At 66.0% G+C, this 24,322-nt stretch carries 17 protein-coding genes and 3 tRNA genes; 10 read left to right on the top strand and 10 right to left on the bottom strand.

All coding sequences use genetic code 11. From position 1 onward, the window contains the following. Positions 1-32 precede the first annotated feature (32 nt). The 9 genes from ACTJKQ_RS13170 to ACTJKQ_RS13130 all read right to left on the bottom strand — a co-directional run bounded on the left by ACTJKQ_RS13170 (position 33) and on the right by ACTJKQ_RS13130 (position 10,981). Positions 33-106, bottom strand: a tRNA-Cys gene (locus tag ACTJKQ_RS13170). Positions 107-164: 58 nt separating this feature from the next. Next, positions 165-240 (bottom strand) — tRNA-Gly (locus ACTJKQ_RS13165). An 85-nt stretch (positions 241-325) separates the two neighbouring features. Beyond that, a complete protein-coding gene (lon, locus tag ACTJKQ_RS13160; protein WP_056064482.1) occupies positions 326-2,764 on the bottom strand; it encodes an endopeptidase La in 2,439 nt (812 codons plus the stop codon). A 126-nt stretch (positions 2,765-2,890) separates the two neighbouring features. Then, positions 2,891-4,156, bottom strand: coding sequence for an ATP-dependent Clp protease ATP-binding subunit ClpX (gene clpX / locus ACTJKQ_RS13155; RefSeq protein ID WP_056064485.1), 1,266 nt, complete (start codon positions 4,154-4,156; stop codon positions 2,891-2,893). 102 nt (positions 4,157-4,258) lie between these two features. Then, the gene (gene clpP / locus ACTJKQ_RS13150; RefSeq protein ID WP_440597069.1) at positions 4,259-4,867 is read right to left on the bottom strand and encodes an ATP-dependent Clp endopeptidase proteolytic subunit ClpP; all 609 of its coding nucleotides are present in this window, start codon (positions 4,865-4,867) and stop codon (positions 4,259-4,261) included. A gap of 133 nt (positions 4,868-5,000) precedes the next feature. Further along, a complete protein-coding gene (tig, locus tag ACTJKQ_RS13145) occupies positions 5,001-6,314 on the bottom strand; it encodes a trigger factor (RefSeq protein WP_440597068.1) in 1,314 nt (437 codons plus the stop codon). A 75-nt stretch (positions 6,315-6,389) separates the two neighbouring features. After that, positions 6,390-6,476 (bottom strand) — tRNA-Leu (locus ACTJKQ_RS13140). 90 nt (positions 6,477-6,566) lie between these two features. Next, positions 6,567-9,749 (bottom strand): efflux RND transporter permease subunit, encoded by a 3,183-nt coding sequence (locus tag ACTJKQ_RS13135; RefSeq protein WP_440597067.1) that lies wholly within the window; start codon positions 9,747-9,749, stop codon positions 6,567-6,569. A gap of 8 nt (positions 9,750-9,757) precedes the next feature. Then, complete coding sequence (locus ACTJKQ_RS13130) at positions 9,758-10,981, bottom strand: efflux RND transporter periplasmic adaptor subunit (protein WP_440597066.1); 1,224 nt, start codon at positions 10,979-10,981, stop codon at positions 9,758-9,760. A gap of 243 nt (positions 10,982-11,224) precedes the next feature. Between ACTJKQ_RS13130 and hpnC the strand changes: the two genes are divergently transcribed. From hpnC to ACTJKQ_RS13080, 10 genes are all read left to right on the top strand, one after another. Then, positions 11,225-12,133, top strand: a complete 909-nt coding sequence (gene hpnC, locus ACTJKQ_RS13125) for a squalene synthase HpnC (protein WP_440597065.1) — start codon at positions 11,225-11,227, stop codon at positions 12,131-12,133. A 314-nt stretch (positions 12,134-12,447) separates the two neighbouring features. Continuing rightward, positions 12,448-13,857 (top strand): L-serine ammonia-lyase, encoded by a 1,410-nt coding sequence (locus ACTJKQ_RS13120; RefSeq protein WP_440597064.1) that lies wholly within the window; start codon positions 12,448-12,450, stop codon positions 13,855-13,857. 66 nt (positions 13,858-13,923) lie between these two features. Further along, positions 13,924-14,457 carry a C4-dicarboxylate ABC transporter substrate-binding protein gene (locus ACTJKQ_RS13115; protein ID WP_440597063.1) on the top strand — a complete coding sequence of 178 codons (534 nt, stop codon included), beginning with the start codon at positions 13,924-13,926 and terminating at the stop codon, positions 14,455-14,457. 10 nt (positions 14,458-14,467) lie between these two features. Further along, a complete protein-coding gene (locus tag ACTJKQ_RS13110; RefSeq protein WP_440597062.1) occupies positions 14,468-15,979 on the top strand; it encodes a TRAP transporter large permease subunit in 1,512 nt (503 codons plus the stop codon). Between the two features lie 111 nt (positions 15,980-16,090). Continuing rightward, positions 16,091-16,930 carry a presqualene diphosphate synthase HpnD gene (gene hpnD / locus ACTJKQ_RS13105; protein ID WP_110961094.1) on the top strand — a complete coding sequence of 280 codons (840 nt, stop codon included), beginning with the start codon at positions 16,091-16,093 and terminating at the stop codon, positions 16,928-16,930. Between the two features lie 51 nt (positions 16,931-16,981). Beyond that, complete coding sequence (gene hpnE, locus ACTJKQ_RS13100; RefSeq protein WP_440597174.1) at positions 16,982-18,277, top strand: hydroxysqualene dehydroxylase HpnE; 1,296 nt, start codon at positions 16,982-16,984, stop codon at positions 18,275-18,277. A 169-nt stretch (positions 18,278-18,446) separates the two neighbouring features. Next, a complete protein-coding gene (locus ACTJKQ_RS13095; RefSeq protein ID WP_440597061.1) occupies positions 18,447-19,457 on the top strand; it encodes a Bug family tripartite tricarboxylate transporter substrate binding protein in 1,011 nt (336 codons plus the stop codon). Between the two features lie 236 nt (positions 19,458-19,693). Next, positions 19,694-20,362 (top strand): response regulator, encoded by a 669-nt coding sequence (locus tag ACTJKQ_RS13090; protein ID WP_015014896.1) that lies wholly within the window; start codon positions 19,694-19,696, stop codon positions 20,360-20,362. Between the two features lie 9 nt (positions 20,363-20,371). After that, a complete protein-coding gene (locus ACTJKQ_RS13085; protein WP_440597173.1) occupies positions 20,372-21,760 on the top strand; it encodes a sensor histidine kinase in 1,389 nt (462 codons plus the stop codon). A 35-nt stretch (positions 21,761-21,795) separates the two neighbouring features. Continuing rightward, a complete protein-coding gene (locus ACTJKQ_RS13080; protein WP_440597060.1) occupies positions 21,796-22,845 on the top strand; it encodes a Bug family tripartite tricarboxylate transporter substrate binding protein in 1,050 nt (349 codons plus the stop codon). Positions 22,846-22,891: 46 nt separating this feature from the next. On the opposite strand, the gene ACTJKQ_RS13075 is transcribed toward ACTJKQ_RS13080, so the two are convergent. Then, positions 22,892-24,181 (bottom strand): type IV pilus assembly protein FimV, encoded by a 1,290-nt coding sequence (locus ACTJKQ_RS13075; RefSeq protein ID WP_440597059.1) that lies wholly within the window; start codon positions 24,179-24,181, stop codon positions 22,892-22,894. Positions 24,182-24,322: the final 141 nt, after the last annotated feature.

The raw sequence follows: 24,322 nt of genomic DNA, 5'->3' as shown, positions 1-24,322 counted from the left end.
GTTCGTAAGTCGTTGATTTGACTGTATTTTTTTGGAGGCGCGGTCCGGAGTCGAACCGGACTAACCGGATTTGCAATCCGGGGCATAACCGCTTTGCTACCGCGCCAGGAACTCTCATTCCTCTGACAAAAAAGGGAAGCAACTGCTTCCCTTTTTGTGGAAATTGGAGCGGGAAAAGAGTCTCGAACTCTCGACCTCAACCTTGGCAAGGTTGCGCTCTACCAACTGAGCTATTCCCGCATTTACCGAAGCCTTACATTGTACAACGTTTGCTGCGATGGAATGAATTGTAGCGCATTTTTTGGGAGTTCCCAAAAAAATTGCGTCAATGTTTCAATCCATCGGCCGTGGCGGATGACACCGCTGCCTTGTCCGTCGACACAGGCACCGCAGCAGCCACTGCAACCTCTTCATCCGTCAGCGGCACGGGCTTGCTCTCCAAAGCAACTTCCAGCACCTTGTCGATCCACCGCACGGGCACGATCTCCAGGCCGCTCTTCACGTTGTCCGGAATCTCGGCGAGGTCCTTCACGTTCTCTTCAGGGATCAGCACGGTCTTGATGCCACCGCGCAATGCGGCCAGCAGCTTTTCCTTAAGGCCACCAATGGCCGTCACCTCGCCACGCAGCGTGATCTCGCCTGTCATGGCCACATCGCCGCGCACAGGGATACCCGTGAGCGCAGAAACAAACGCGGTAGTCATCGCAGCCCCCGCGCTGGGGCCGTCCTTGGGGGTGGCACCGTCTGGCACGTGAATGTGGATGTCGCGCTTTTCGAACGTTTCATCCTTGATACCCAGCATGCGCGCGCGGCTGCGTACCACCGTACGGGCAGCCTCCACGGATTCCTTCATCACATCACCCAGCGAACCCGTGCGCGTAATCACACCCTTGCCCGGCATGATGGCCGCCTCGATGGTCAACAGATCTCCCCCCACCTCGGTCCAGGCCAGGCCTACTACCTGGCCCACCTGGTTTTGCAGCTCCGCACGGCCATAGGTGTACTTGCGCACGCCCAAAAAGTCCGGCAGGTTGTCAGCCGTGACCACCACCTGCGGCTCCAGTTTCTTGAGCTGCAGGCCCTTGACCACCTTGCGGCAAATTTTGGACAGCTCGCGCTCGAGCGAACGCACACCCGCTTCACGGGTGTAGTAACGCACCATGTCGCGCACTGCAGGCTCGGTGATGAGCAGTTCTTCGTCCTTCACACCATTGTTCTTGAGCTGCTTGGGCAGCAAATACTTCATGGCGATGCTGGTTTTCTCGTCTTCGGTGTAGCCCGACAGGCGAATCACCTCCATGCGGTCGAGCAATGCAGGCGGGATGTTCATCGAATTCGACGTGGCGACGAACATTACATCGCTCAGGTCGAAGTCCACCTCGACGTAGTGGTCGCCAAAGGTGTGGTTCTGCTCGGGGTCCAGGACCTCCAACAGAGCGCTCGACGGATCGCCCCGGAAGTCAGTACCCAGCTTGTCGATCTCGTCCAGCAGGAACAGCGGATTGCGCGTACCCACCTTCGAGAGGCTCTGCAGCACCTTGCCCGGCAGCGCACCGATGTAGGTGCGGCGATGCCCGCGGATCTCGGCCTCGTCGCGCATGCCGCCCAGGGCCATGCGCACGTACTTGCGGCCGGTGGCCTTGGCGATCGATTGCCCCAGTGAGGTCTTGCCCACGCCAGGAGGGCCCACCAGGCACAGGATGGGCGCTTTCACCTTGTCCACGCGCTGCTGTACCGCGAGGTATTCAAGGATGCGGTCCTTGACCTTGTCGAGGCCGTAATGGTCTTCGTTGAGGACGCCCTCGGCATTCACGAGGTCGTGTTTGATCTTGGTCTTCTTGCTCCAAGGCAGCGCGGTGAGCACGTCGATGTAGTTGCGCACCACCGTCGCCTCGGCCGACATGGGCGACATCAGCTTGAGCTTCTTGAGTTCGGCGTCAGCCTTCTTGCGTGCCTCGGCCGGCATCTTGGCGAGCTTGATCTTTTTCTCGATCTCCTCGATGTCGGCGCCTTCGTCGCCCTCACCCAGTTCCTTCTGGATGGCCTTGACTTGCTCGTTCAGATAGAAGTCGCGCTGGTTCTTCTCCATCTGGCGCTTTACGCGGCCACGGATCTTTTTGTCGACGTTCAGGATGTCCACTTCGCGGTCGAGCTGCTCGAACAGGTTTTCGAGGCGCGCCTTGACATCCGAAAGATCCAGCACCACCTGCTTGTTCTCGAGCTTGAGGGGCAGGTGTGCAGCAATGGTGTCTGCCAGTCGACCTGGGTCGTCAATGCTGGAGATGGAAGTCAGGATCTCGGGCGGGATCTTCTTGTTGAGTTTGACGTACTGGTCAAACTGCTGCATCACTGCGCGACGCAGGGCCTCGATTTCGCTGGGCTTATTGGCGTCGGGGGTCGCCTCCACCGGAGTCACGGTGGCCATGAAATGCGTCTCGGCATCTTCAATGGAAGCCACCAGAGCACGCTGCTGGCCTTCCACCAGCACCTTCACGGTGCCGTCGGGCAGCTTGAGCATCTGCAAGATGGTGGAGACACAGCCCACATCGAACATGTCAGCCACCGAGGGCTCATCTTTGGCGGCAGCTTTTTGGGCCACCAGCATGATGCGGCGATCAGCCTCCATGGCCATCTCAAGGGCCTTGATGCTCTTGGGGCGGCCCACAAAAAGCGGGATCACCATGTGAGGGAACACCACCACATCGCGCAAAGGCAACAGCGGCAGGTCAATAGGGGTGGCTGGCAGGGGGGTATGTCCGGACATGGAAATCCTCAAAGTGCTCTGTGGAAGTGGGTCCACATGTGGGGATTTTCAACCCTTGCACGCAGCCGTACTGGCGCGAGGGTTGATGGTTCAAAGGGCGACAACATGGCGCCCGCTCCGGTCTTCTCAGGCCTTCTTGGCCGCTTCGCGGTACACGAGCAGCGGCGGCTTGTTTTCTTCGATGGTGGATTCGTCCACCACCACCTTTTCGACGTTGCTGGTGTTGGGCAGGTCGAACATCGTGCCGATCAGCGATTGCTCCAGGATGGAACGCAGACCTCGCGCGCCCGTCTTGCGGGCCAGCGCCTTGCGGGCAATGGCTTTCAGGGCAGCGGGGCGAATTTCCAAATCCACGCCTTCCATGGCCAGGAGCTTGCTGTACTGCTTGACCAGCGCGTTCTTCGGCTCGGTCAGGATCTGCACCAACGCATCTTCACTCAGTTCAGCCAAGGCAGTCACCACAGGCATACGGCCCACCAGTTCAGGAATCAGCCCGAACTTGATCAGGTCTTCGGGCTCGATCTCGGTGAACACTTCGGTCAGCGAGCGCTGCTTCTTGCTTTTGACCGATGCGCCAAAGCCGATGCCTGAGGCCTCGGTCCGGTTCTCGATGACCTTTTCCAGCCCTGCAAACGCGCCACCGCAGATGAACAGGATGTTGGTTGTGTCGATCTGCAGGAAGTCCTGGTTCGGGTGCTTGCGCCCGCCCTGGGGCGGCACGCTGGCCATGGTGCCCTCGATGAGCTTGAGCAGCGCCTGCTGCACACCCTCGCCCGACACATCGCGCGTGATGCTGGGGTTGTCAGATTTGCGCGAAATCTTGTCGATTTCATCGATATAGACAATACCGCGCTGGGCGCGCTCGACTTCGTAGTTGCAACTTTGCAGCAGCTTCTGGACGATGTTTTCCACATCCTCGCCCACATAGCCGGCTTCGGTCAGCGTGGTGGCGTCGGCCATCACAAAGGGAACATCCAGCATGCGTGCCAGGGTCTGCGCCAGCAAGGTCTTGCCCGAGCCCGTAGGGCCGATCAGCAGGATGTTGCTTTTGGACAGCTCCACATCGTCCTTGTGGGCCTTGTCCTTATGGCGCAGGCGCTTGTAGTGGTTGTACACCGCAACCGCCAGCGTGCGCTTGGCAACATCCTGACCAATCACATAGTTGTCCAGATTGGCCTTGATCTCGACCGGCGTGGGCAGGTCACTGCGGCCTTCGCGTGCCAAGTCCCCAGCAGGCAGTTCGTCGCGGATGATCTCGTTGCACAGGTCAATGCACTCGTCGCAGATAAAGACCGACGGACCGGCGATCAGCTTCTTCACTTCATGCTGGCTTTTGCCGCAAAAAGAGCAGTAAAGGGTTTTTTCGCTGGAAGAGCCTTTTTTCTCGGCCATGGGGGCAATGCCTTGCTTGTTTCGGAAAGTTGTCGGGATGATAACCAAATAAAAAACGGCGTCTTCCCCTCGGGAAAACGCCGCTTCGTCGCCCTCGGGCGATCAGGCGCGTTGGCGGATCACTTGATCGACCAAACCATAGTCCTTGGCCTCATCGGCCGAGAGGAAATAGTCACGCTCGGTGTCGCGCTGGATCTTCTCCAGCGGCTGTCCGGTGCGCTCAGCAAGGATCTTGTTGAGCTGCTCGCGGGTCTTGAGGATCTCGCGGGCGTGGATCTCGATCTCGGTGGCTTGGCCCTGCATGCCGCCCAATGGCTGATGGATCATGACCTTGGAGTTGGGCAGCGCAAAACGCTTGCCCTTGGCGCCCGCCGCCAGCAGGAAAGCACCCATGCTGGCCGCCATGCCCGTGCAAAGGGTCGAGACATCGGGCTTGATGAAGTTCATGGTGTCAAAAATCGCCATACCGGCGCTCACTGAACCACCGGGCGAGTTGATGTAGAACGAGATGTCCTTGTCCGGGTTTTCACTTTCCAGGAACAGCAGCTGTGCCACCACCAGGTTGGCGGTCTGGTCATTGACCGGGCCCACCAGAAAAATCACGCGCTCCTTGAGCAGGCGCGAGTAGATGTCATAGGACCGTTCGCCACGGCCCGACTGCTCGATGACCATGGGGACCATGCCCAGGCCTTGTGTTTCCAATGCGCTCATGTATTTCTCCAGTCAAGCAGGTACTGTACCCAGAAATGAATTGGGGCTTGTGCACGAAAGCACAAGCCCCTGGTGTGTCTTGACAACCAGAACCGGGAGTTGCACGAGGCAGGCCACCCGGCCCGAGGGCCTATCAGCCCTGCTGCGCCATCAGGTCGTCGAAGGAAATGGCCTTTTCGACCACCTTGGCCTTGGACAGCACGAATTCGGTCACGTTGTTTTCGATGACAACGGCTTCGACTTCGGCCAGACGCTGGCGATCACCGAAGTACCAACGCACCACGTCTTCGGGCTTCTCGTAGCTGGCGGCCAGCTCGTCGATGTGGGCCTTGAGCTGCTCGGGCTTGGCCTGCAGCTCATTGGCACGCACCAGCTCGGCCAGCACCAGGCCCAGGCGCACACGGCGCTCTGCCTGGGGACGGAACACGTCTTCAGGGATCTCGGCCTTGTCGGCGTCCTTGATGCCGCGTTGCTTGAGTTCAGCGCGGGCGCTTTCCATCAGGCGGGCGATTTCAGCCTGGATGCTGGAATTGGGCAGGTCCAACTCAGCCTTGGACACCAGGGCGTCCATCACGGCAGCCTTGTTGCGGGCCAGCAAGCGGAACTTGACTTCGCGCTCCAGGTTCTTCTTGATGTCGGCGCGCAGGCCATCCACGGAACCGTCGGCAATGCCCAGCGACTTGGCCAGAGCATCATTCACTTCGGGCAGGTGGGCCGCTTCGATCTTCTTGATCGTCACCAGGAAGTCGGCGGTCTTGCCAGCGACATCCTTGCCATGGTACTCGGCGGGGAACGCCAAGGGGAAAGTCTTGCTTTCGCCGGACTTCATGCCACGCACCGCGTCTTCGAACTCCTTGAGCATCTGGCCTTCGCCGACCAGGAACTGGAAGTCTTCGGCCTTGCCGCCGTCAAAGGGTTCGCCGTCGATCTTGCCTTCGAAGTCCACGGTCACGCGGTCACCGTCTTGCGCAGCGGCGTCAATGGCGCGCTGGGCGAAGCTACGGCGCTGCTTGCGCAGGATGTCGATGGTCTTGTCGATGGCGCTGTCGGTCACTTCGGACGACAGTTTTTCAACTTCGGCGTCAGACAGGTCAGCAATCTTGACTTCGGGGAACACTTCGAAGATGGCGTCAAAAGTCACCTGGCCTTCGGGAGCGCCTTCCTTTTCAGTGATGCGGGGCTGGCCAGCAACACGCAGGTTGGCTTCATTCGCAGCCACGGCAAAGGCCTCACCCACCTTGTCGTTCAGCACTTCGTACTGCACCGAGTAGCCATAACGCTGGGCCACCACATTCATGGGCACCTTGCCGGGACGGAAACCGTCCATCTTGACCGTGCGGGCCAGGCGCTTGAGGCGCGTGTCCACTTCGGACTGGATCAGGGTGACGGGCACGCTCAGCGTGATCTTGCGCTCGAGCTTCTCAAGGGTTTCAACAGTAACGGCCATGGCTATTCCTCTTATGAATGTGGATCGTGCTGGCTGCAGCGCAGCAGCGCCGTGTTCCGCAAAGTCTCACATGGGTGGTGCGCGGGGGGGGACTCGAACCCCCACACCATTGCTGGCGTCAGGACCTAAACCTGGTGCGTCTACCAATTTCGCCACCCGCGCGGTTCTACAAACAAACAGGCGGCAACCTCGGCTGCCGCCTGTGTGAAATCGGTCAACCTTCTATTTTACCTGATGCGGACGCCCTGTCGGTCAAGCAGCACCAGGAACCTCTGGCGCAGGTCGTTTGACACGGAACCAGGCCGCATACATTGCAGGCAGTGCCAGCAGCGTCAGCACCGTGGCCACCACCAGCCCGCCCATGATGGCAACAGCCATCGGGCCCCAGAACACGCTGCGCGACAGCGGGATCATGGCCAGCACGGCGGCAGCGGCGGTAAGCACGATGGGGCGCAAACGGCGTACGGCGGATTCCACAATGGCATCCCAGGCGGGCACGCCACGGGCGCGGTCCTGCTCGATCTGATCGATCAGGATCACCGAATTGCGCTGGATCATGCCCATGAGCGCGATCACCCCCAGCAGCGCCACAAAACCAAAGGGACGATTGAGCAGCAACAGCGCCGCCGCCACACCCGCCAGCCCCAGCGGCCCGGTCAGGAACACCAGCATGGCACGGCTGAAGCTGTGCAGTTGCAGCATGAGCAGCGTGAAGGTGATGAACAGCATGATGGGAAGACCCGCCGCGATGGACGCCGAGCCCTTGGAGCTTTCCTCCACGGCGCCCGCCACCTCGATGCGGTAGCCCGTCTGGCCCGCCGACCGCCACTTGGCCTCAATCTCCTTGAGGGATGGCAGCAGCGCCGCCGTCACCGTGGCGCCCTGCAGGCCCTCGGTCACGTCGCCTTGCACGGTGATGGCGTAGTCGCGGTTTTCGCGCCACATCACGCCGGGCTCCCAGGTGAACACGGGCTTGGCGATCTGCGTGAGCGGGATCGACTTGCCCGAGGCCGTGGGCAGATAGGCGTTGGCAATGTCGGTGATGGCGTTTCGCTCATCCAGCGGCTGGCGCAGCAGTATGTCGATGAGCTTGTCGCCCTCGCGGTACTGGCCGACCTGCGTGCCCGACAGAATGGTCTTGGACGCCTGTGCGATGGACTGGCTGGTCACGCCCAGGGCGCGTGCCTTGGCCTGGTCGACTTCCAGGCGGAGCACCTTCACGGACTCGTTCCAGTTGTCGTTCACCCCGCGCATGTTGGGGTTCTGGCGCAGCTGGGCCTTGACCTCGTCCGCACGCTCGCGCAGCACCAGCGGATCGGGTCCCACCACGCGGAACTGAACGGGATAAGGCACGGGCGGCCCGTTGGGCAGCAGCTTGACGCGCCCGCGCACTTCCGGGAACTCCTGCGCCAGCAGCGCAGGCAGCTTCACACGCAGCGATTCGCGCACCTTCAGGTCTTGGGGCACCACGATGAACTGCGACACGTTGCTCTGCGGGAACACCTGATCGAGCGGCAGATAAAAACGCGGCACGCCAGAGCCTACCCAGGTGCTCACCGTGTTCACGCCTGGCTCAGACAGCAGGCGCTGCTCCACGCGCTTGGTGACGGCCTCGTTGCCTGCGAACGACGTGCCTTCGGGGAACCAGATGTCCACCAGAATCTCAGGCCGGCTGGAATCAGGGAAGAACTGCTGCTGCACCTTGCCCATGCCGACAATGCCCAGCGCAAAGGTCAGCACCGTGGCGCCAATGGTCAGCCAGCGGTGCTGCACGCACCAGTCCACCAGACGGCGGAAGCTGCGGTAGAACGGGCTGTCAAAAACCTCGTGCGGGTCGTCCGTGATGCCCTTGTTGGCCTGAGCGGCCAAGACGTGCGGCGGCACCTTGAGCAGCAGTGTGCCGAGGTAAGGAACGAAGTAGACCGACACGAACCAGCTGAGCACCAGCGCAATCACCGTCACGGCAAAGATGGCAAAGGTGTATTCACCCGTGGTGGACTTGGCCAGGCCGATGGGCAGGAAGCCCGCCGCCGTGATCAGCGTGCCCGTGAGCATGGGCATGGCCGTGATCTCGTAGGCAAAGGTGGCGGCGCGCACCTTGTCATAGCCCTCTTCGAGCTTGAGCACCATCATCTCCACCGCAATGATGGCGTCGTCCACCAGCAGGCCCAGCGCGATGATGAGCGAGCCAAGCGAAATCTTGTGCAGCCCGATGCCCCAGTACCACATGGCCAGGAACGTGACGGCCAGCACCAGCGGGATCGTGATGCCCACCACCAGCCCCGGGCGGGGGTCGATGTACCAGCGCTTCCACAGCGGGTTGTTGCCGGGCCGCTTGTGGACGCCCAGGCTGACGAAGCTCACCGCCAGCACGATGACCACGGCCTCGATCAGCACCTTGACAAACTCGTTCACCGAGGTGGACACCGCCTTGGGCTGGTCTTGCACGTTGACCAGTTTCACGCCCGCCGGCAACGTGCCAGCGATGCGGTCGGTGGTGGTGTGCAGGGCCTTGCCCAGCGCAATGATGTCGCCGCCCTTGGACATGGAGACGCCCAGCGCAATCACCTCGCGCCCCTGATGGCGCACCTTCACGCCCGGTGGGTCCACGTAGCCGCGCTGCACTTCGGCAATATCGCCCAGGCGCAGTTGCGCGCCCGAGGGGCCACGGATCGGCATCGCGCGCAGGTCCTCGATGGCGTTGAACTGGCCTTGCACGCGCACCTGCACCTGGTCTTGCGGGGTCTGGATGGTGCCCGCGCTTTCCACTGCGTTCTGCTGGCCCAGCTGGGCCAGCACCTGGTTCATGTCCAGGCCCAGTTGCGACAGGCGCTTTTGCGAGATCTCGATGAAGAGCTTTTCGTCCTGCACGCCAAACAGCTCGACCTTCGCCACATCGGGTACGCGCAGCAGCTGCTGGCGCGCGTCATCGGCAAACTGCTTGAGCTCTGCGTAGCTGAATCCCTCGGACTCCAGCGCGTAGATCACGCCATACACATCACCAAAGTCGTCATTGAAGAACGGGCCCTGAATGCCCTGGGGCAAGGTGTAGCGCATGTCGCCCACCTTCTTGCGCACGCTGTACCAGACGTTGGCCACGTCGCCAGGCTTGGAGGAGTCCTTGATCTGGAAAATGATCTGCGACTCGCCGGGCTTGGAATAGCTGCGGATCTTGTCGGCGTACGGCACTTCCTGCAGCGTGCGCTCGATCTTGTCGGTGACCTGCTCGGCCACCTGCTGGGCCGTGGCACCGGGCCAGTAGGTGCGCACCACCATGGCACGGAAGGTGAACGGAGGGTCTTCGTCCTGCCCCAGCTGAAAGTAGGCGGCAAAGCCCAGCAGCATCAACACCACCATGAGGTAGCGGGTGAGCGCAGGATGGTCGAGCGCCCATTTGGAGAGGTTGAACCCCTCTTTGGGTTGGATTTGCGTCATTGCGGGCCTCAGTTGGCGGCAGAGGCCGTGGCGGTGGCGGGTGCAGCAGCGGCCGCCGGAGCCGATGGCACCGCCGGCATTGCTACAGATTCAGGAGCTGTCTGCGCTTTATTCACTGGCGCCTGGGCCACTTTTGGCTGGTATACCGTCACTTTCTGGCCGGGAGACAGCACGTGCACGCCAGTGGCCACCACCTGCATGCCGGGGGTCAGGCCCCCTGCCACCACCGCATCGTTGCCGTCGGCCGTGGCGATCTGCACCACCTGCGACTTGACGGTGCTGGTCGCGGGGTCGTACACCCACACGGCGGTGGACTGGCCCTCCTGCCGCAGCGCGCTCGTGGGCAGCTTGATGGCGGCAATGCCGGCATGGCTCAGTGCCTTGGGCGTGGCGTACACGGTGGCGCCCAGCGCTGGGGCGTCCGCAGCGTCAATGGCCACCTTGACCTGGAAGGTACGGGTCGCAGCGTCGGCGCTCGCAGCCACTTCGCGCACGCGGCCCGTCAGGGTCGCGCCGCCAGACCAGCCGCGCACAGCCACCTCGGAGCCCGTCGTGATCTGCGCCACCTTGTCCTCGGGCACAGCAAACACCACGTCGCGCGGGCCGTCCTGCGCAATACGCACCACCGGCGCACCGGCCGACACCACCTGGCCCGGCTCGGCATCGATGCCCGTCACCACGCCCGACACGTCGGCCACCAGCGTGGTGTAGGCCGCCTGGTTGCCCTGCGACGACAGCTGCGCGCGCGCCTGGTCCAGCGTGGCCTGGGCCGCCTTGAGCGTGGCCTCGCGGCGTTCCAGCTCGGCACCGCTGACGAAGTTCTGGTCCTTGAGCGCCTGGTAGCGCTTGAGGTCCGCCGCCGCCAGATCACGCTGCGTGGTGGCCGATGCCAGTTGCGCGCGCGCCGCATCAGCCGCCAGCTGGTAGTCCTTGGGGTCCAGTTGCGCCAGCACCTGCCCGGCCTTCACGCGCTGGCCCAGCTCGGCCTGGCGCTGCACGATCTTGCCCGCCACGCGAAAGCCCAGGCGCGACTCCACCCGCGCGCGCACCTCGCCCGAATACTCCAGGCTGGACTGCAGCGCGCCCACGCCCACCGTCATCAACTTGACGGAGCGCACGGGCTCCTCAGGCGGTGCGGGACGCGAACAGGCGGCCAGCACGGTAGCGGTGGCCAGCACCAGCAAAAGCCTGGAATGCCGTGAAGAGGGCCGCAGGGCGGAGGATGTGCGCATGGGAAATCCGGTGAAAAAAGAAGGGGCCACAAGGATCAGCAAGCAAGACGCAGGCCGGAGTGCCCGCGCAGCGACAGTACACCAGACACCCGCCAACCAGCCACCCGCAGCCATGCAGGGCGCTTGTGAACAGATGCAGGGGCCAGCCGCCTTGTCCCCCACTGGATTGGTTCTTATGATTACTGACTGACCGGTTAGTAATCTATGAGAAGCCCTTGAGCTTGTCAAGCGACAATCCGGGGTGTGAACGACCGTCCCAGCCCCTCTCCCCACCCCGGCGCAGCCTCCGCGCCACAGCCCACTGCGACTGATGCGGTGGCGCCTCCTGTCACCCATTACGAAAACTTCCCCGTAGCATCCCTGCTGTGCCCGCCCCACCTGCGCCAGCCGATTGCCGCCATCTACGGCTTTGCGCGCACGGCCGACGACATTGCCGACGAAGGCGATGCCCTGCCCGCCGCCCGGCTGGCTGACCTGGCCGCTTACCTGGCCGATTTGCGCGCGATTGCCCAAGGCCAGGCGCCCTCGCCCCGCTGGGCCAGCGTGTTTTTGCCGCTGCAAGGCGTCTTGCGCAGCCATCAGCTGCCCGTGCCGCTGCTGGAAGACCTGCTGAGCGCGTTTGCCCAGGACGTCGAAAAAACCCGTGACGGCGAGGGCTACGCCGACCGCGACGAGCTGCTGGACTACTGCCGCCGCTCGGCCAACCCGGTGGGCCGGCTGCTGCTGCACCTGTATGGCGTGCACGACGCCGAGGCGCTGCGCCAGAGCGACGCCATCTGCACGGCGCTGCAGCTCATCAACTTCTGGCAGGACCTGTCCGTGGACATTCCCCGGGGCCGCCACTACCTGCCGCGCTCCGACTGCGTAGCGTATGGCGCCTGCCAGTCTGAGTTGCTGGCGCTGCAAAGCACCCGCGAGAACGCCCGCCTGATCGCCGACTGCGCCCACTGGGCGCGCACCACGATGCAAAGCGGCGCCCCCTTGGTGCACCGCCTGCCCGGCCGCGCCGGCTGGGAGCTGCGGCTGGTGGTGCAAGGCGGCCTGCGCATCCTCGACAAGGTCGATGTGCTCAAAGGGGGCAGCCTGCACACCCGGCCCAAGCTCCGTGGGTGGGACTGGTGCGTGATGCTGGGCCGCGCGCTGGTGATGTAAGAAAGATTCATGGGCCACAAGGCAGGCTCACACATTGGCCTGCCAGCGCACCACGCAGTGCCCAAACGGCCTATAGCGCATGATTCATTAGCACCAATAGCTACTTAATTGATAGCAAATTGTTGGGATGCCTCTCGCCCTTGACCCGGCAGGGGCAGGGATTGCGAGCATGCCCCGGCCACCGCACCCGGTTAGCCTCGCGGCCACCGTGGCAGGGCGGCGGCCAACACCCCACCCTGCTGGCCCGTGCCCGCGCGCCACAAGCGCTGGGGCACCTTTAAAACTGGTTCTCAGAGCCCAGGGTCACCCCCACCATGTCTGTCAGCGTTTTCGACCTCTTCAAGATCGGCATCGGGCCGTCCAGCTCCCACACCGTGGGGCCCATGATTGCGGCGCGGCAGTTCGCCTGCCATGTGCGCGACTCTGTCGGCCTGGCGGCGGTGCACCAGGTGAACGTGGAGCTGTTCGGCTCCCTCTCGGCCACCGGCGTGGGCCACGGCACCGACCGCGCCGTGCTGCTCGGTCTGGCCGGGCACGAGCCTGACCACATCGACCCCGACCAGATCGCCCCCGCCATCGCACAGATCCGCCAGAGCGGCACGTTGGCGTTGCTGGGCGAGCATGCCGTGCCGTTTGTCGAAAAGGACCACCTGCTGTTTCGCCGCAAAAGCCTGCCGCTGCACCCCAACGGCATGGCGTTCCATGCACTGGATGCGCAGGGCAACGACATCGCCATGCGTGAGTACTACTCTGTGGGCGGTGGCTTTGTGGTCGATGCGGCGGGCCAGCGCGTGCTCAACACGCCCGCCAGCGCCGGCGCCGATACCGCAGGCCATGGCCAGGGCCTGCCGCACCCGTTCCGCACCGGGGCCGAGCTGCTGGCGCAGTGCCGCACTACGGGCCTGAGCATGGCCCAGCTCATGGCCGCCAACGAACAGCACTGGCGCAGCCCGGCCGAGGTGCGGCGCCAGCTGCTGGCCATCTGGCAGACCATGGCGGGCGCCGTGCAGCGCGGCTGCGCCAGCACCGGTACGCTGCCCGGCCCCATGCATGTGCGCCGGCGTGCGGCCGAGCTGCACAAGAACCTGAGCCGCTCGCCCGAGGCCGCCCTGCGCGACCCGCTCTCCATGCTGGACTGGGTGAACCTGTACGCCATGGCCGTGAACGAAGAGAACGCCGCCGGCGGCCGCGTGGTGACGGCGCCCACCAACGGTGCGGCAGGCGTGATCCCGGCCGTGCTGCACTACTACGTCAACTTTCTGCAGGGCCCCATCCCGGCCAACGACGACGGCATTGCCACCTTTTTGCTCACCGCAGGTGCCATCGGCATCATCTACAAGGAAAACGCATCGCTCTCCGGCGCTGAGGTGGGCTGCCAGGGCGAAGTGGGCGTGGCCTGCTCCATGGCCGCTGGCGCGCTGGCCGCCGTGATGGGCGGCACGCCCGAGCAGGTGGAGAACGCGGCCGAGATCGGCATGGAGCACAACCTGGGCATGACCTGCGACCCCGTGGGCGGGCTGGTGCAGATCCCCTGCATCGAGCGCAACGCCATGGGCGCTATCAAGGCCATCAACGCCGCCCGCATGGCGCTGCGTGGCGACGGGCAGCACGTGGTCTCCCTCGACAAGGTCATCAAGACCATGATGCAGACTGGCGCGGACATGAAGGTGAAATACAAGGAGACATCGCGCGGCGGGCTGGCGGTGAATGTGGTCGAATGCTGAACCGAGCCGCCCAGCGGCCCATTGTGCAGCCTGTTTCGCAGCCCATTCCGCCGCCCCTTCATCTGCATGCATTTGCCGCCTGACCTGCCCACGCCCTTGCCACTGGAGCGCTGGCTCAACCGCCTGGGCGCGCTGGTGATGCCGCTGGCGCTGCTGGTCGTGCTGCTGCTGTTTTTGCAATGGCCGTTGCGCGACGGGTGGGGCGCGGGGTCCAGCCAGGCCAACGACCTCGCGCAGGTACTGTTTGCGCTGTATGTGGCCGTGGCCCTGCGCCACGCGGACCGGCGCGGCGCCCACCTGGTCAGCCGCCCCGACCTTGCCCATGCGGGCTGGGGCCCGGTGCGCGCCATGCGCCTGCTGGGCGCACCCCTGGCCGTGCTGCCTTGGGCGGTGTTCGTGTGCATCAACGCCGCGCCTACGGTATGGCGGTCGGTGCGGGGGCTGGAGAGTTTTCCTGAAACCGCCAACCCTGGCTACTTCGCCATCAAGCTGGCCTTGCTGCTGCTGGCCGTGCTGCTGGCCCTGCAAGCACTGGCCGACCTGTGGCGGGCCGTGCACACGCTGCGCACGCCAAATAGCGCACCGGCTGACCACGCATGAGCGCCATCCCATGAACGCCATCGGCCTGTTGCTGCTGGTGCTGGCCCTGGTGCTGATGATGACGACCGGCTGGGCCACCTACGCCGTGCTGCTGGGCGTCAGCACCCTGGGCGCGGTGGCGGGCCTGGCGCTGGGCGCGTTCGATGGCGCGGTGCTGCGCAGCCTGCCCGAACGGGTGGTCGGCCTGCTCGAACACGACCTGCTGCAGGCACTGGTGCTGTATGCCGTGGTGGGTGCGCTGCTCAACCACCTGGCACTGGTCAACGGCCTGTACAGCGGGCTGCGCAAGCTGCTGGCGCGTGTGGTGGGGCTACGGGCCGCGCCCGACATGGCGGGTCTGGGCGTGGGCATGCTGATGGCGCCCATGAACGGATCGGTGGGGGCCAGTCTGGTGACCCTGTCGCACACCGCCGGGCAGGCCTGGGCCCATGAAGGCATGCCGCCCGCCCGCCGTACCGCCCTGGTCGCCGTGGCCAGCACACTGGGCATCATCGTGCCGCCGTCGCTCGTGCTGTTGCTGCTGGGCGATGCCATGCTGCGCGCCCACACCGAGGGCCTGACCCTGGCCACGCAGCTGGGGCTGGCCAGCGCCCGCGCAGGCACCCGCATCATCAATACCCAGGATGTGCTGCAGGCCTCCCTGGCACCGGGTGCTCTGCTGCTGGTGCTGTGGATGGGCGTGACCTGGTGGCTCGCCCAGCGCCGCACTGGCGGCACCGCAGATCAGGGGGCCACATCCTCAGCACCGGTGTCCCTCACCCGCAGCGAGCGCTGGACGCTGGGCGTGGTGCCCACGCTCATCGTGGCCCTGCTGGCACTGGTCACCACCGGCCGCGTGCGGGCGGTAGAGGCGGCCGCCACCGCCGGGGTGCTGCTGCTGGCGTGGGGCGTGGTGTCGCGCCAGCTCACGCTGCGGCGGCTGGCGCAGGTGCTGGACGACGCGATGGCGCTCACCGGTGCGCTGTTTGCGCTGCTGGTGGCGGCGGTCACGTTCTCGCTGGTGCTGCGCGCCTACGGCACCGATGTGCTGGTGGCCGAATGGATGCGTGCCCTGCAGGGCCAGCCCCTGCTGGCCATGGGTGTGGTGCTGGCCGTGCTGCTGGGCTCGGCGTTTGTGCTCGATGCGTTCGAGCTGATCTTTCTGATCATCCCCATCGTCATGCCCCCTTTGCTGGCGCTGGTGGACGACGCGGCCTGGGTGGCTGCGCTCACCTTGCTGGTGCTGCAGGCGGGGTTCCTGCTGCCGCCGCTGGGCTACGCGCTGGTGCTGTCCCGCGCCCAGGTGGCGCCCCGGCCCGCCATGGGCGCGGTGGCGCGTGCACTGGCGCCCTACCTGCTCTGCCTGGCTGGCGTGATCGTCCTCGTGATGGCCGTGCCCGCCACCACGCAGTGGCTGCGCAGCACGCCCGCCACGCTGCCCGAGATGTCGATCCAGGGCGACGACCTGGACGCGCTGATGCGCGAGATGTCGCAACCCGAGGCGCCAGCCCCTGCACCCGCCGCCTCCGCAACACCTCCCTGAAGCTATCATTTGAATAGCAACCAGGGCATGCGGCACTAGCGCATCCGCCCGAAAACACCTCAAACCCCGACAACCGGCCCGCCCCGGTGCGCCATGGGACAATCTCGCCCCATGACACCGCAGCAGTACGTACAGCAAAAAGCCGTGGCCTCGGGCAGCAGCTTCTATTACGCCTTTCTCTTTCTGCCTGCCCCGCGCCGCGCGGCCATCACGGCGTTCTATGCGTTTTGCCGCGAAGTGGACGATGTGGTCGACGAAGTGAGCGACCCTGGCGTGGCCCGCACCAAGCTGGCCTGGTGGCAGGCCGAAGTGACCAAGGCCTACGCGGGCCAGCCCACGCACCCCGTGATGCTGGCGCTGATGCCGCTGGCGGCCGACTACGGCATCGAACAGCGCCACCTGCAGGCCGTGATCGACGGCTGCCAGATGGACCTGGAGCAGACGCGCTACCTCGACTTTGCAGGCCTCCAGGGCTACTGCCACCTGGTGGCGGGCATCGTGGGCGAAGTCGCGGCGCGCATCTTCGGCCAGACCGACCCGCGCACCACCGAATACGCCCACCGGCTGGGCCTGGCGTTCCAGCTCACCAACATCATCCGCGACGTGGGCGAAGACGCCATGCTGGGCCGCATTTACCTGCCGGTCAGCGAGCTGCAGCAGTTCGACGTGAAAGCGCACGAGATCTTGAAGCGCCAGTACTCCGACCGGTTCACCGCACTCATGCGTTTTCAGGCCGAGCGTGCGCACCGGCTGTACGACGAGGCCTTTGCCCTGCTGCCCGACGCGGACCGCCGCACCCAAAAGCCCGGCCTGATGATGGCCAGCATCTACCGCACCTTGCTGCGCGAGATCGAGCACGAAAACTTCCAGGTGCTGCACCAGCGCATCCGCCTCACGCCGCTGCGCAAGTTCTGGCTGGCCTGGAAGATGCAAGCCCTGGGCAGGATGTAGCCCGGCGTGGCACCGCAGAAAGTCGCCGTCATCGGGGCTGGCTGGGCCGGCATGGCTGCAGCCATCGCCCACCGGCAGGCCGGCCGCCAGGTCACCGTGTTAGAGGCCGCGCGCACGGTGGGCGGCCGCGCCCGCGCCGTGCCGGGCGTGCTGCCCGATGGCACAGTGGCCACGCTGGACAACGGCCAGCACATCCTGATCGGTGCCTACACCGAGAGCCTGCGCCTGATGCGCCTGGTGGGCATGGACCCTGCCACCGCGCTGCTGCGTCTGCCGCTGACCCTGCAGTTTCCCGATGGCCAGGGCCTGCAACTGCCCGACCTGCCCCCGCCGCTCGATGCGCTGCTGGGCATCGCGCGCGCCAAAGGCTGGGGCTGGCAGGACAAGATCGCTCTGCTGCGCACGGCCACGGCCTGGCAACTGCGCGGCTTTCGCTGCGCGCCCCACACCTCGGTGGCAGACCTGTGTGCCCCGCTCACGCCCCGGCTGATGGCCGAGTTCATCGACCCGCTGTGCGTGTCTGCACTCAACACCCCCGCACGCGAGGCCAGCGGCCAGGTGTTTTTGCGGGTGCTGCAGGACAGCCTGTTCAGCGGACGCGGCGGCTCCAACCTGTTGCTGCCACGCACCGACCTGGGCGCGCTGTTCCCCGAGGCTGCGGTGCGCTGGCTGGTGCAGCAAGGCGGCCAGGTGGTCACCGGCCAACGCATCCAGCGGCTTGTGCCCCTGCCCAGCGGGCGCTGGCAATTGGTCGGGGCTGTGGACGCCGTCGGTACAGCGCAGGGCGCCGAAGCAGCCGACTCCTTCGACCACATCACCCTGGCGTGCCCCTCGTGGGAGGCCGCGCGCCTGGTCGATAGCCTTGCCAGCACGGCGGGCCTGGCCGCTGCCGCCCGCTGGAGCGCCACCGCCAGTGCCCTTCGGTTTGAAGCCATCACCACCGTATACGCCCACGCCAGCGGCGCGCGCTTGCCCCTGCCCATGCTGGCGCTGCGCAACACGGCCGAGCACCCGGCGCAGTTCGTGTTCGACCGGGGCCAGCTTGACGGCCAGCAGGGCTTGCTGGCCTTTGTGGTGAGCGCCAGCGATGGCGACCGGGCGCTCATCGAGCAACAGGTGCTGCAGCAGGCTGCCGCGCAGCTGGGCCTGCCCGGCCTGCGCCCTGTGCAGACCGTGGTCGAAAAGCGCGCCACGTTTGCGTGCACCCCCGGCCTACAGCGGCCCGCCATGCAGGTGCTGCCGGGGCTGACGGCCTGCGGCGACTATGTGGAGGGCCCCTACCCGGCGACGCTGGAAGGCGCGGTGCTCAGCGGCACCGCCGTGGCGGCCTGCGCAGCAGCGGGCTGACACAACACCACCCGGGCCAGCAGGCCACCCCCGGGTAACTACCAAGCCCGCTGACAGCATTCCGAAAGCACGACCCAGGCACCATGGCGCCACTCGCATGCCGCATGCGCCTTGTTCGCCTTTGGGCGCGCTGGCCTTTCGGCCTTTTGTTTTGACGGAGACACCCCCCATGCTTTCACACGAACACCCCGCCCTCTGGTCCCCCAGCCGTCGCCATCTGCTGGGAGCCAGCGGCGCCTTGGCCCTGGGCGGCCTGCTGCCCACCGGTGCATCGGCCCAGGCGGCCTGGCCGTCCAAGTCGGTGCGGTTTGTGGTGCCGTTCGCGCCGGGCGGCAGCTCGGAGATCGTGGCCCGCTCCACCGCTGCCGAGCTGGGCAAGACGCTGGGCCAGAGCGTGTATGTGGACAACAAGCCGGGCGCCGCAGGCAACATCGCCATGGGTGAAGTGGCACGCTCGGACGACCAGCACACGTTGATCCTGGGCCACATCGGCACGCTGGCCGTCAACCCCTTCATCTTCGACAAGCTGCCCTACGACGCCAACAAGGACTTCAAGCCCGTGAGCCTGCTGGCCAAGGTGCCCAGCCTTTACGTGGTGCACCCCGACGTGCCCGCCAAGAACCTCAAGGAGTTCATCGCCTACGCAAAGAAGAACCCGGCCAAGCTCAGCTATGGCTCGGCGGGCAACGGCAGCGCAGGCCACCTAGCGTTTGAATACCTCAAGATGACCGCCGAGATCTTCATGCTGCACGTGCCCTACCGTGGCACCGGCCCCATGATGACCGACCTGCTCTCGGGCCGCCTTGATGCCGCTGCCGTGGGCGCTGCCGCCCTGCTGCCTTTCATCAAGGCCGGCAAGGTGCGCTGCATTGCCACCGGCTCGGCCAAGCGCCTGCCCCAGCTGCCCGACGTGGCCACGGTGGCCGAACAGGGCTTTCCGGGCTTTGAGATGACGCAGTGGTACGGCATGCTGGCGCCCGCCAACCTGGCCCCGGCCAACCTCGACAAGCTGGCAGCCGAAACCGCCAAGGCCGTCAAGGCCCCCGGCTCGCTGGAGCGCCTGAACGCGGATGCTGCCGAGGCCATTGGCGGCACGCCAGCGCAGTTCGCGCAGTTCATCGCGTCCGAACAAGAGCGCTGGAAGAAGGTGCTGCTGCGCGCGAAGGTGAAGCCAGACTAACCCCCTGAGCCGCTTCGCGTCTTCCCCCTTTCTCTCGCCCCGCTGCGCGGGTCGGGAAGGGGGACGCAGCCAGTGCGGCGGGGCGGCCCTTGCACGGCTGCCTGGCCTGGCCTGGCCTGGGCAGTGCGTGCTCGCAAGCAGACTGCTGGCGCTTGCGCGCCGTGACCGCTCCGCGTTGAATGGCTCAATGCTGAAGGCAAGCCCTGCGTCATCCTCACAAACGGTAGCATCCCTCCATGCGCATCCTTCTGGCCGAAGACGACCACAACCTGGGCACCTGGCTGAGCCGTGCACTGGAGCATGCGGGCATCCAGGTCGAATGGGTGAACGACGGCCGCCTGGCCGACCGCGCGCTGCAGCAGCACGACAACTACGACGCACTGGTGCTGGACCTGGGCCTGCCCGGGCTGGACGGGCAGGCGGTGCTGCAACGCCTGCGCGACCGCGACCAGCGCCTTCCCGCGCTGATCCTCACAGCACGCGACTCGCTGGACGAGCGCGTGCGCTCGCTCAACGCGGGGGCCGACGACTTTCTGGCCAAGCCTTTCGAGCTGGCCGAGCTGGAGGCACGCCTGCACGCCCTTGTGCGCCGCGCGCGTGGCAACGAGCACCAGCGCCAGGCCTGCGGTGCGCTGGTATACGACAGCGCCCGCAAGCAGTTCACCCTGCGCGGCGAGCCCCTGGCCCTATCCCCGCGCGAACATGCGGTGCTGCGCGTGCTGGTGCAGCGCAGTGGCGAGCCGTTTTCCAAGCAGCAGATCCTGGACCGCGTGTTCACCGACGATGACGATGTGCACCCCGAAGCCGTGGAGGTGTTTGTGCACCGCCTGCGTAAGCGGCTGGATGGCAGCGGTGTGCGCATCACCACGCTGCGCGGCCTGGGCTACGCGCTAGAGGCCGACTGACCAATGGCAATGGGCCTGACCGCGCGCCTTCGCCGCGCCAGCCTGTGGCGCCTGCTGGCCATGCTGTTGCTGCCGCTGCTGGCCCTGGTGACGGGCGTGGAGCTGTGGATGACCCGGCACGATGCGCTGGAGGCCGCCAACGCGGCCTACGACCGCTCGCTGCTGGGCGCGCTCAAGTCCATCGACGCCAACATATCCACCGCCTCGGGCGGCCTGTCGGCCGAGCTGCCGTACAGCATGCTCGAATTCTTTGAGCTCACGGCCAGCGGCAACGTGTACTTTCGCGTGGCGTCGTCCGACGGGCTGGTGGAGCTGGGCAATGCCGACCTTCCCCTGCCCGACGGCCCTCTGGAGCCCGGCGTGCCGCGTTTTTATGACGCCACCTACTTTGGCGAATCCGTGCGGCTGGCGGCCTACCGCCGCGCGCTGGATCGTGCGGAGCCCGCATCCACCGTACTGGTGCAGGTGGCCGAAAGCACCCGGTCGCGGCAGGATTTCACCGTCCGCTTTGTACGCCGCGCGGTGCAACGCGATGCGCTGGTGTTGGCCCTGATGGTGCTGGGCACCGCCGCGCTGCTGGCCGTGGCACTGCGCCCGCTGGCGCGGCTGGCGCGCGAGGTGCAGGCCCGCAACGGCGACGACATGACCCCACTGGCATCCAACGACCTGCCCGCCGACATCCGCCCGCTGGTGGACGCGGTCAACCAGCAGATGGCGCGCACGCAAGACCTGGTGGCGCAGCAGCGGCAATTTCTGGACGACGCCTCGCACCAGCTGCGCACCCACCTCACCACGCTGCAGATGCAGATCGACTACGCGCGCCGCGAGGGCGACACCGCGCAGGTGCAGCACACGCTGGCTGCCATCGGGGGCGAGATCGCCCGCGCCACCCACAGCACCCAGCAACTACTAGCGCTGGGCCGCAGCGACACAGCGGCGGTGGAGCTGACACCGTTTGACCTGGCCGCGCTTCTGCGCACGGTGGCGCTGGAACTGCTGCCCCAGGCGCGCGCCAAGCAGATCGACTTTGGCATCCATACGCCCTCCGCTGGCATCGAGGCCGTGGGCGACAGTGGCTTGCTGCGCGAGGCCCTGACCAATCTGGCCGCCAATGCCATCGCCTACACCCCGGCGCTGGGCACCGTCACCGTGTCGGCCGCGGGTGACAGCCTGGGCTGGAGCATCTGCGTGGAGGACAACGGCCCCGGTCTGCCCGCCGAGGAGCGCGACGCACTGGGCCAGCGCTACCGCCGCGGCTCGCAGGCTACGGCGGGCGGCTCCGGCCTGGGGCTGGCCATTGCGCGGTCGATTGCCGAGCGGCACCGGGGCAGCCTGCGGCTGCAGGCGCGCGCTGAAGGGCCAGGGCTCCTGGCGATACTCTGGTGGCCCCGCGCCTGACACAGTCTGCTGAACAAGTGAACGCTCCATACCCCATGACGCAGCCCTTGCCCACCACAGACCGCCCGCTGAACGCGCCTTGCAGCCGCCGCCAGCTGCTGCAGACGCTCGCCGCATACACCACCGCTGGCGCAGGCCTCGCCCCTTTTCCGGCGGCTGCAGACGCATCGCGTGAGCCAGCAGAGTGCATTGCGCCCTCACGCCCCGGCGGTGGATTTGACCTGACCTGTGGTCTGGCCTCGCAGGCAATTCAGGCCGTGCGCCCTGGCCGCACGCCGCTGCGCACCCGCTACCTGCCCGGCGGCATCGGCGCGGTGGCATTTGACCAGGTGGCCACAGGCCGCCTGGGGGGACCCGGCACACTGGTGGCGTTCTCCAGTGGCTCACTGCTCAACATGGCGCAGGGCCGCTTCGGCCCACACCCGGTGAGCGCCGTGCGCTGGATAGCGACGCTGGGCAACGACTATGGAGTGGTGGCTGTGCACCGCGACGCCCCCTACCAACGCTTGCAAGACGTAGTCGCCGCGCTGCAAAAAGATACAGGCCGCGTGGTGTTTGGTGCCGGCGGCACGCTGGGCAGCCAGGACTGGGTCAAGGCCGCGCTGCTGGTGCGCGCGGCGGGGCAAGACCACAAGCGCATGCGCTTTGTGTCGTTCGAAGGCGGTGGCGAAGCGCTCAAGGCTCTGGGCGGCAGGCACATCGACATCTTCACCGGCGATGCGGCCGAGGCCACCCGGGCCGCTGCAGAAGGCCTGCCGGTACGAATCCTGGCAGTGCTGGCCCCCGCGCGGCTACCCGGAGCCCTGGCCGCCCTGCCCACCGCACGCGAGCAGGGCATTGACCTGCAATGGACCACAGTGCGCGGCCTTTACATGGCTGCCAGCGTGCCCGATGCCGACGCCCACGCCTGGACGACCGCCCTGCAGGAAGCCCAGGCAGCGCCTGGCTACGCGGCCCTGTGCGCCCGCCATGGGCTGTACCCCTTCGCGCTGAGCGGCGCGGCGCTGGATGACTATGTGCAGCGCAGCCTGGCCGACTATCGCCGCCTGGCGCAGGATCTGGGGCTGCGGTCCTGGCCGCGTTGATCTGCGCTGCGCACCACCTCCTGAGCGATTGGTCCGCTGACCGTCCCTACGCGGGCAAGGCACCCACTCCTTGTAGTCCGGGCAACCCAGCAGGCCGGTCATCGGCCGGTAGCACTGCTGTGCGGCGCTCGGCCTCAGCGTCTCCCGCTGCGGGCAAGGAAGACTGCGCCACATAGGCCGTCAGGGTGCTGCGCCACTCTTCGTTCGATGCGTCCATGGCGTGTCGCATGCGCGCCAGCAGCCAGCCTGCTGCCCCGACCGTCAAGGCCAGCATAGCCAGAAGCCCATACACCAAGGACGCCGGGAAATGCCCCGCATTCAGCTGTTCCACACGGGCCAGCAATGCGAGCGTGGCCTGATGGTCTTGCTCGGCCTGCGCGCGCATGCGATCCACTTCCACCTGCAAGGCCTGCATGCGCGCGCCGGGGGATCCCGCGCCGTCCGGCGCGTTGACCTCCGCAGCCGAAGCCGCCACCGGCATCAATGTTGCGCCGTCGGACGGAGCCCCTTCGCCCGAGGCGGGTGGCGTGACCAGCGCCGTCAACGGCTCCATCACCAGCCGGGGCTTGGAAGGTCCAGGCGCAACAGATGCCGCTGCTGGAGCCACCGAGGCGGTGGACGATGCCGACGCCTGTGCGGGGGGCGCTGCTGCGGCCTCAGGCGCCATGCTGGGCGCGGTGCTGGGTGGCTCCTGAGGCGCCGTCTGCGCAGTGCTGGTCGCGGAAGCCACTGCCGCTGTGTCAGCGGACGGGCCGCGCGCAACGGGAGCCCCCGCAGACTTTGCGGCCAGTTTCGTGCCCTTGCGGGCTACCCGGCTGGCGGCCGACGCCTTGCGCGGCCGCGAGGGGCCCATTGCGGGTACAGACGACGCTTCTCCGGCAGCCACCCCAGCCGCCCGTGAGGGGGAGGCATCTGCCAACGGCACCTCCCAGGGAATCGCCACTGGCTTCAGCCCGGCCGCAACGGTGGCGGGCAGATCGGCCAGAAAGGTGTATTCGCGCGTCACCCGGCCCGTGCAATGCACGGAGACCTGGGCCGTCAGCACCGGCTCGTCGGCCAGATGGGAGGACTGCACCCGCAGCACCGGGTTGCGCTCCGGTTCGCTCGGCCGCACGCTCACCTGGACACGGCCTGCCGGCACGGCCACATCGCCGGACACCAGCCGCGCTTGCGGGCACAAGGCATCCACCGACATGCCGGGGTCCAGCTGGACTTCAAAGCCCAGGTCGATGGGCTGTCCCAGCCACACCTTGCCTTGCGGCGCGCCCAGGGACAGGGCTTCCGCCGCCTCGGCCAGCAGCGCCAGGACGACGACGATCAGGGAGTTACGAAGCATCACAACCACCTCCAGCCATTGCAATTAGTTTCTACAGGAAACAAAACACAACGGAAAGAAATGAATGCGCAGGCCTCAGTGCCAGACCCCGGACAGATCGCGGTTGGGTGCGCCTGGCGTTGAGCAACGGGCCGTGTGGCC

This window comes from Acidovorax sp. 22279 (assembly GCF_052045435.1).
Lineage (GTDB): Bacteria > Pseudomonadota > Gammaproteobacteria > Burkholderiales > Burkholderiaceae_C > Acidovorax > Acidovorax delafieldii.
This window is presented reverse-complemented; position numbering and strand designations above follow the sequence as displayed.

What these genes read in the sequence shown, in the direction of transcription:
- ACTJKQ_RS13135 (WP_440597067.1), bottom strand. Translation starts at nt 9,749, where the DNA reads ATGACGCAAATCCAACCCAAAGAGGGGTTCAACCTCTCCAAATGGGCG.
- ACTJKQ_RS13095 (WP_440597061.1), top strand. Translation starts at nt 18,447, where the DNA reads ATGCTTTCACACGAACACCCCGCCCTCTGGTCCCCCAGCCGTCGCCAT.
- ACTJKQ_RS13085 (WP_440597173.1), top strand. Translation starts at nt 20,372, where the DNA reads ATGGGCCTGACCGCGCGCCTTCGCCGCGCCAGCCTGTGGCGCCTGCTG.
- ACTJKQ_RS13090 (WP_015014896.1), top strand. Translation starts at nt 19,694, where the DNA reads ATGCGCATCCTTCTGGCCGAAGACGACCACAACCTGGGCACCTGGCTG.
- ACTJKQ_RS13110 (WP_440597062.1), top strand. Translation starts at nt 14,468, where the DNA reads ATGAACGCCATCGGCCTGTTGCTGCTGGTGCTGGCCCTGGTGCTGATG.
- ACTJKQ_RS13115 (WP_440597063.1), top strand. Translation starts at nt 13,924, where the DNA reads ATGCATTTGCCGCCTGACCTGCCCACGCCCTTGCCACTGGAGCGCTGG.
- hpnD (WP_110961094.1), top strand. Translation starts at nt 16,091, where the DNA reads ATGACACCGCAGCAGTACGTACAGCAAAAAGCCGTGGCCTCGGGCAGC.
- clpP (WP_440597069.1), bottom strand. Translation starts at nt 4,867, where the DNA reads ATGAGCGCATTGGAAACACAAGGCCTGGGCATGGTCCCCATGGTCATC.
- tig (WP_440597068.1), bottom strand. Translation starts at nt 6,314, where the DNA reads ATGGCCGTTACTGTTGAAACCCTTGAGAAGCTCGAGCGCAAGATCACG.
- hpnE (WP_440597174.1), top strand. Translation starts at nt 16,982, where the DNA reads ATGGCTGCAGCCATCGCCCACCGGCAGGCCGGCCGCCAGGTCACCGTG.
- lon (WP_056064482.1), bottom strand. Translation starts at nt 2,764, where the DNA reads ATGTCCGGACATACCCCCCTGCCAGCCACCCCTATTGACCTGCCGCTG.
- ACTJKQ_RS13075 (WP_440597059.1), bottom strand. Translation starts at nt 24,181, where the DNA reads ATGCTTCGTAACTCCCTGATCGTCGTCGTCCTGGCGCTGCTGGCCGAG.
- clpX (WP_056064485.1), bottom strand. Translation starts at nt 4,156, where the DNA reads ATGGCCGAGAAAAAAGGCTCTTCCAGCGAAAAAACCCTTTACTGCTCT.
- ACTJKQ_RS13080 (WP_440597060.1), top strand. Translation starts at nt 21,796, where the DNA reads ATGACGCAGCCCTTGCCCACCACAGACCGCCCGCTGAACGCGCCTTGC.
- ACTJKQ_RS13130 (WP_440597066.1), bottom strand. Translation starts at nt 10,981, where the DNA reads ATGCGCACATCCTCCGCCCTGCGGCCCTCTTCACGGCATTCCAGGCTT.
- ACTJKQ_RS13120 (WP_440597064.1), top strand. Translation starts at nt 12,448, where the DNA reads ATGTCTGTCAGCGTTTTCGACCTCTTCAAGATCGGCATCGGGCCGTCC.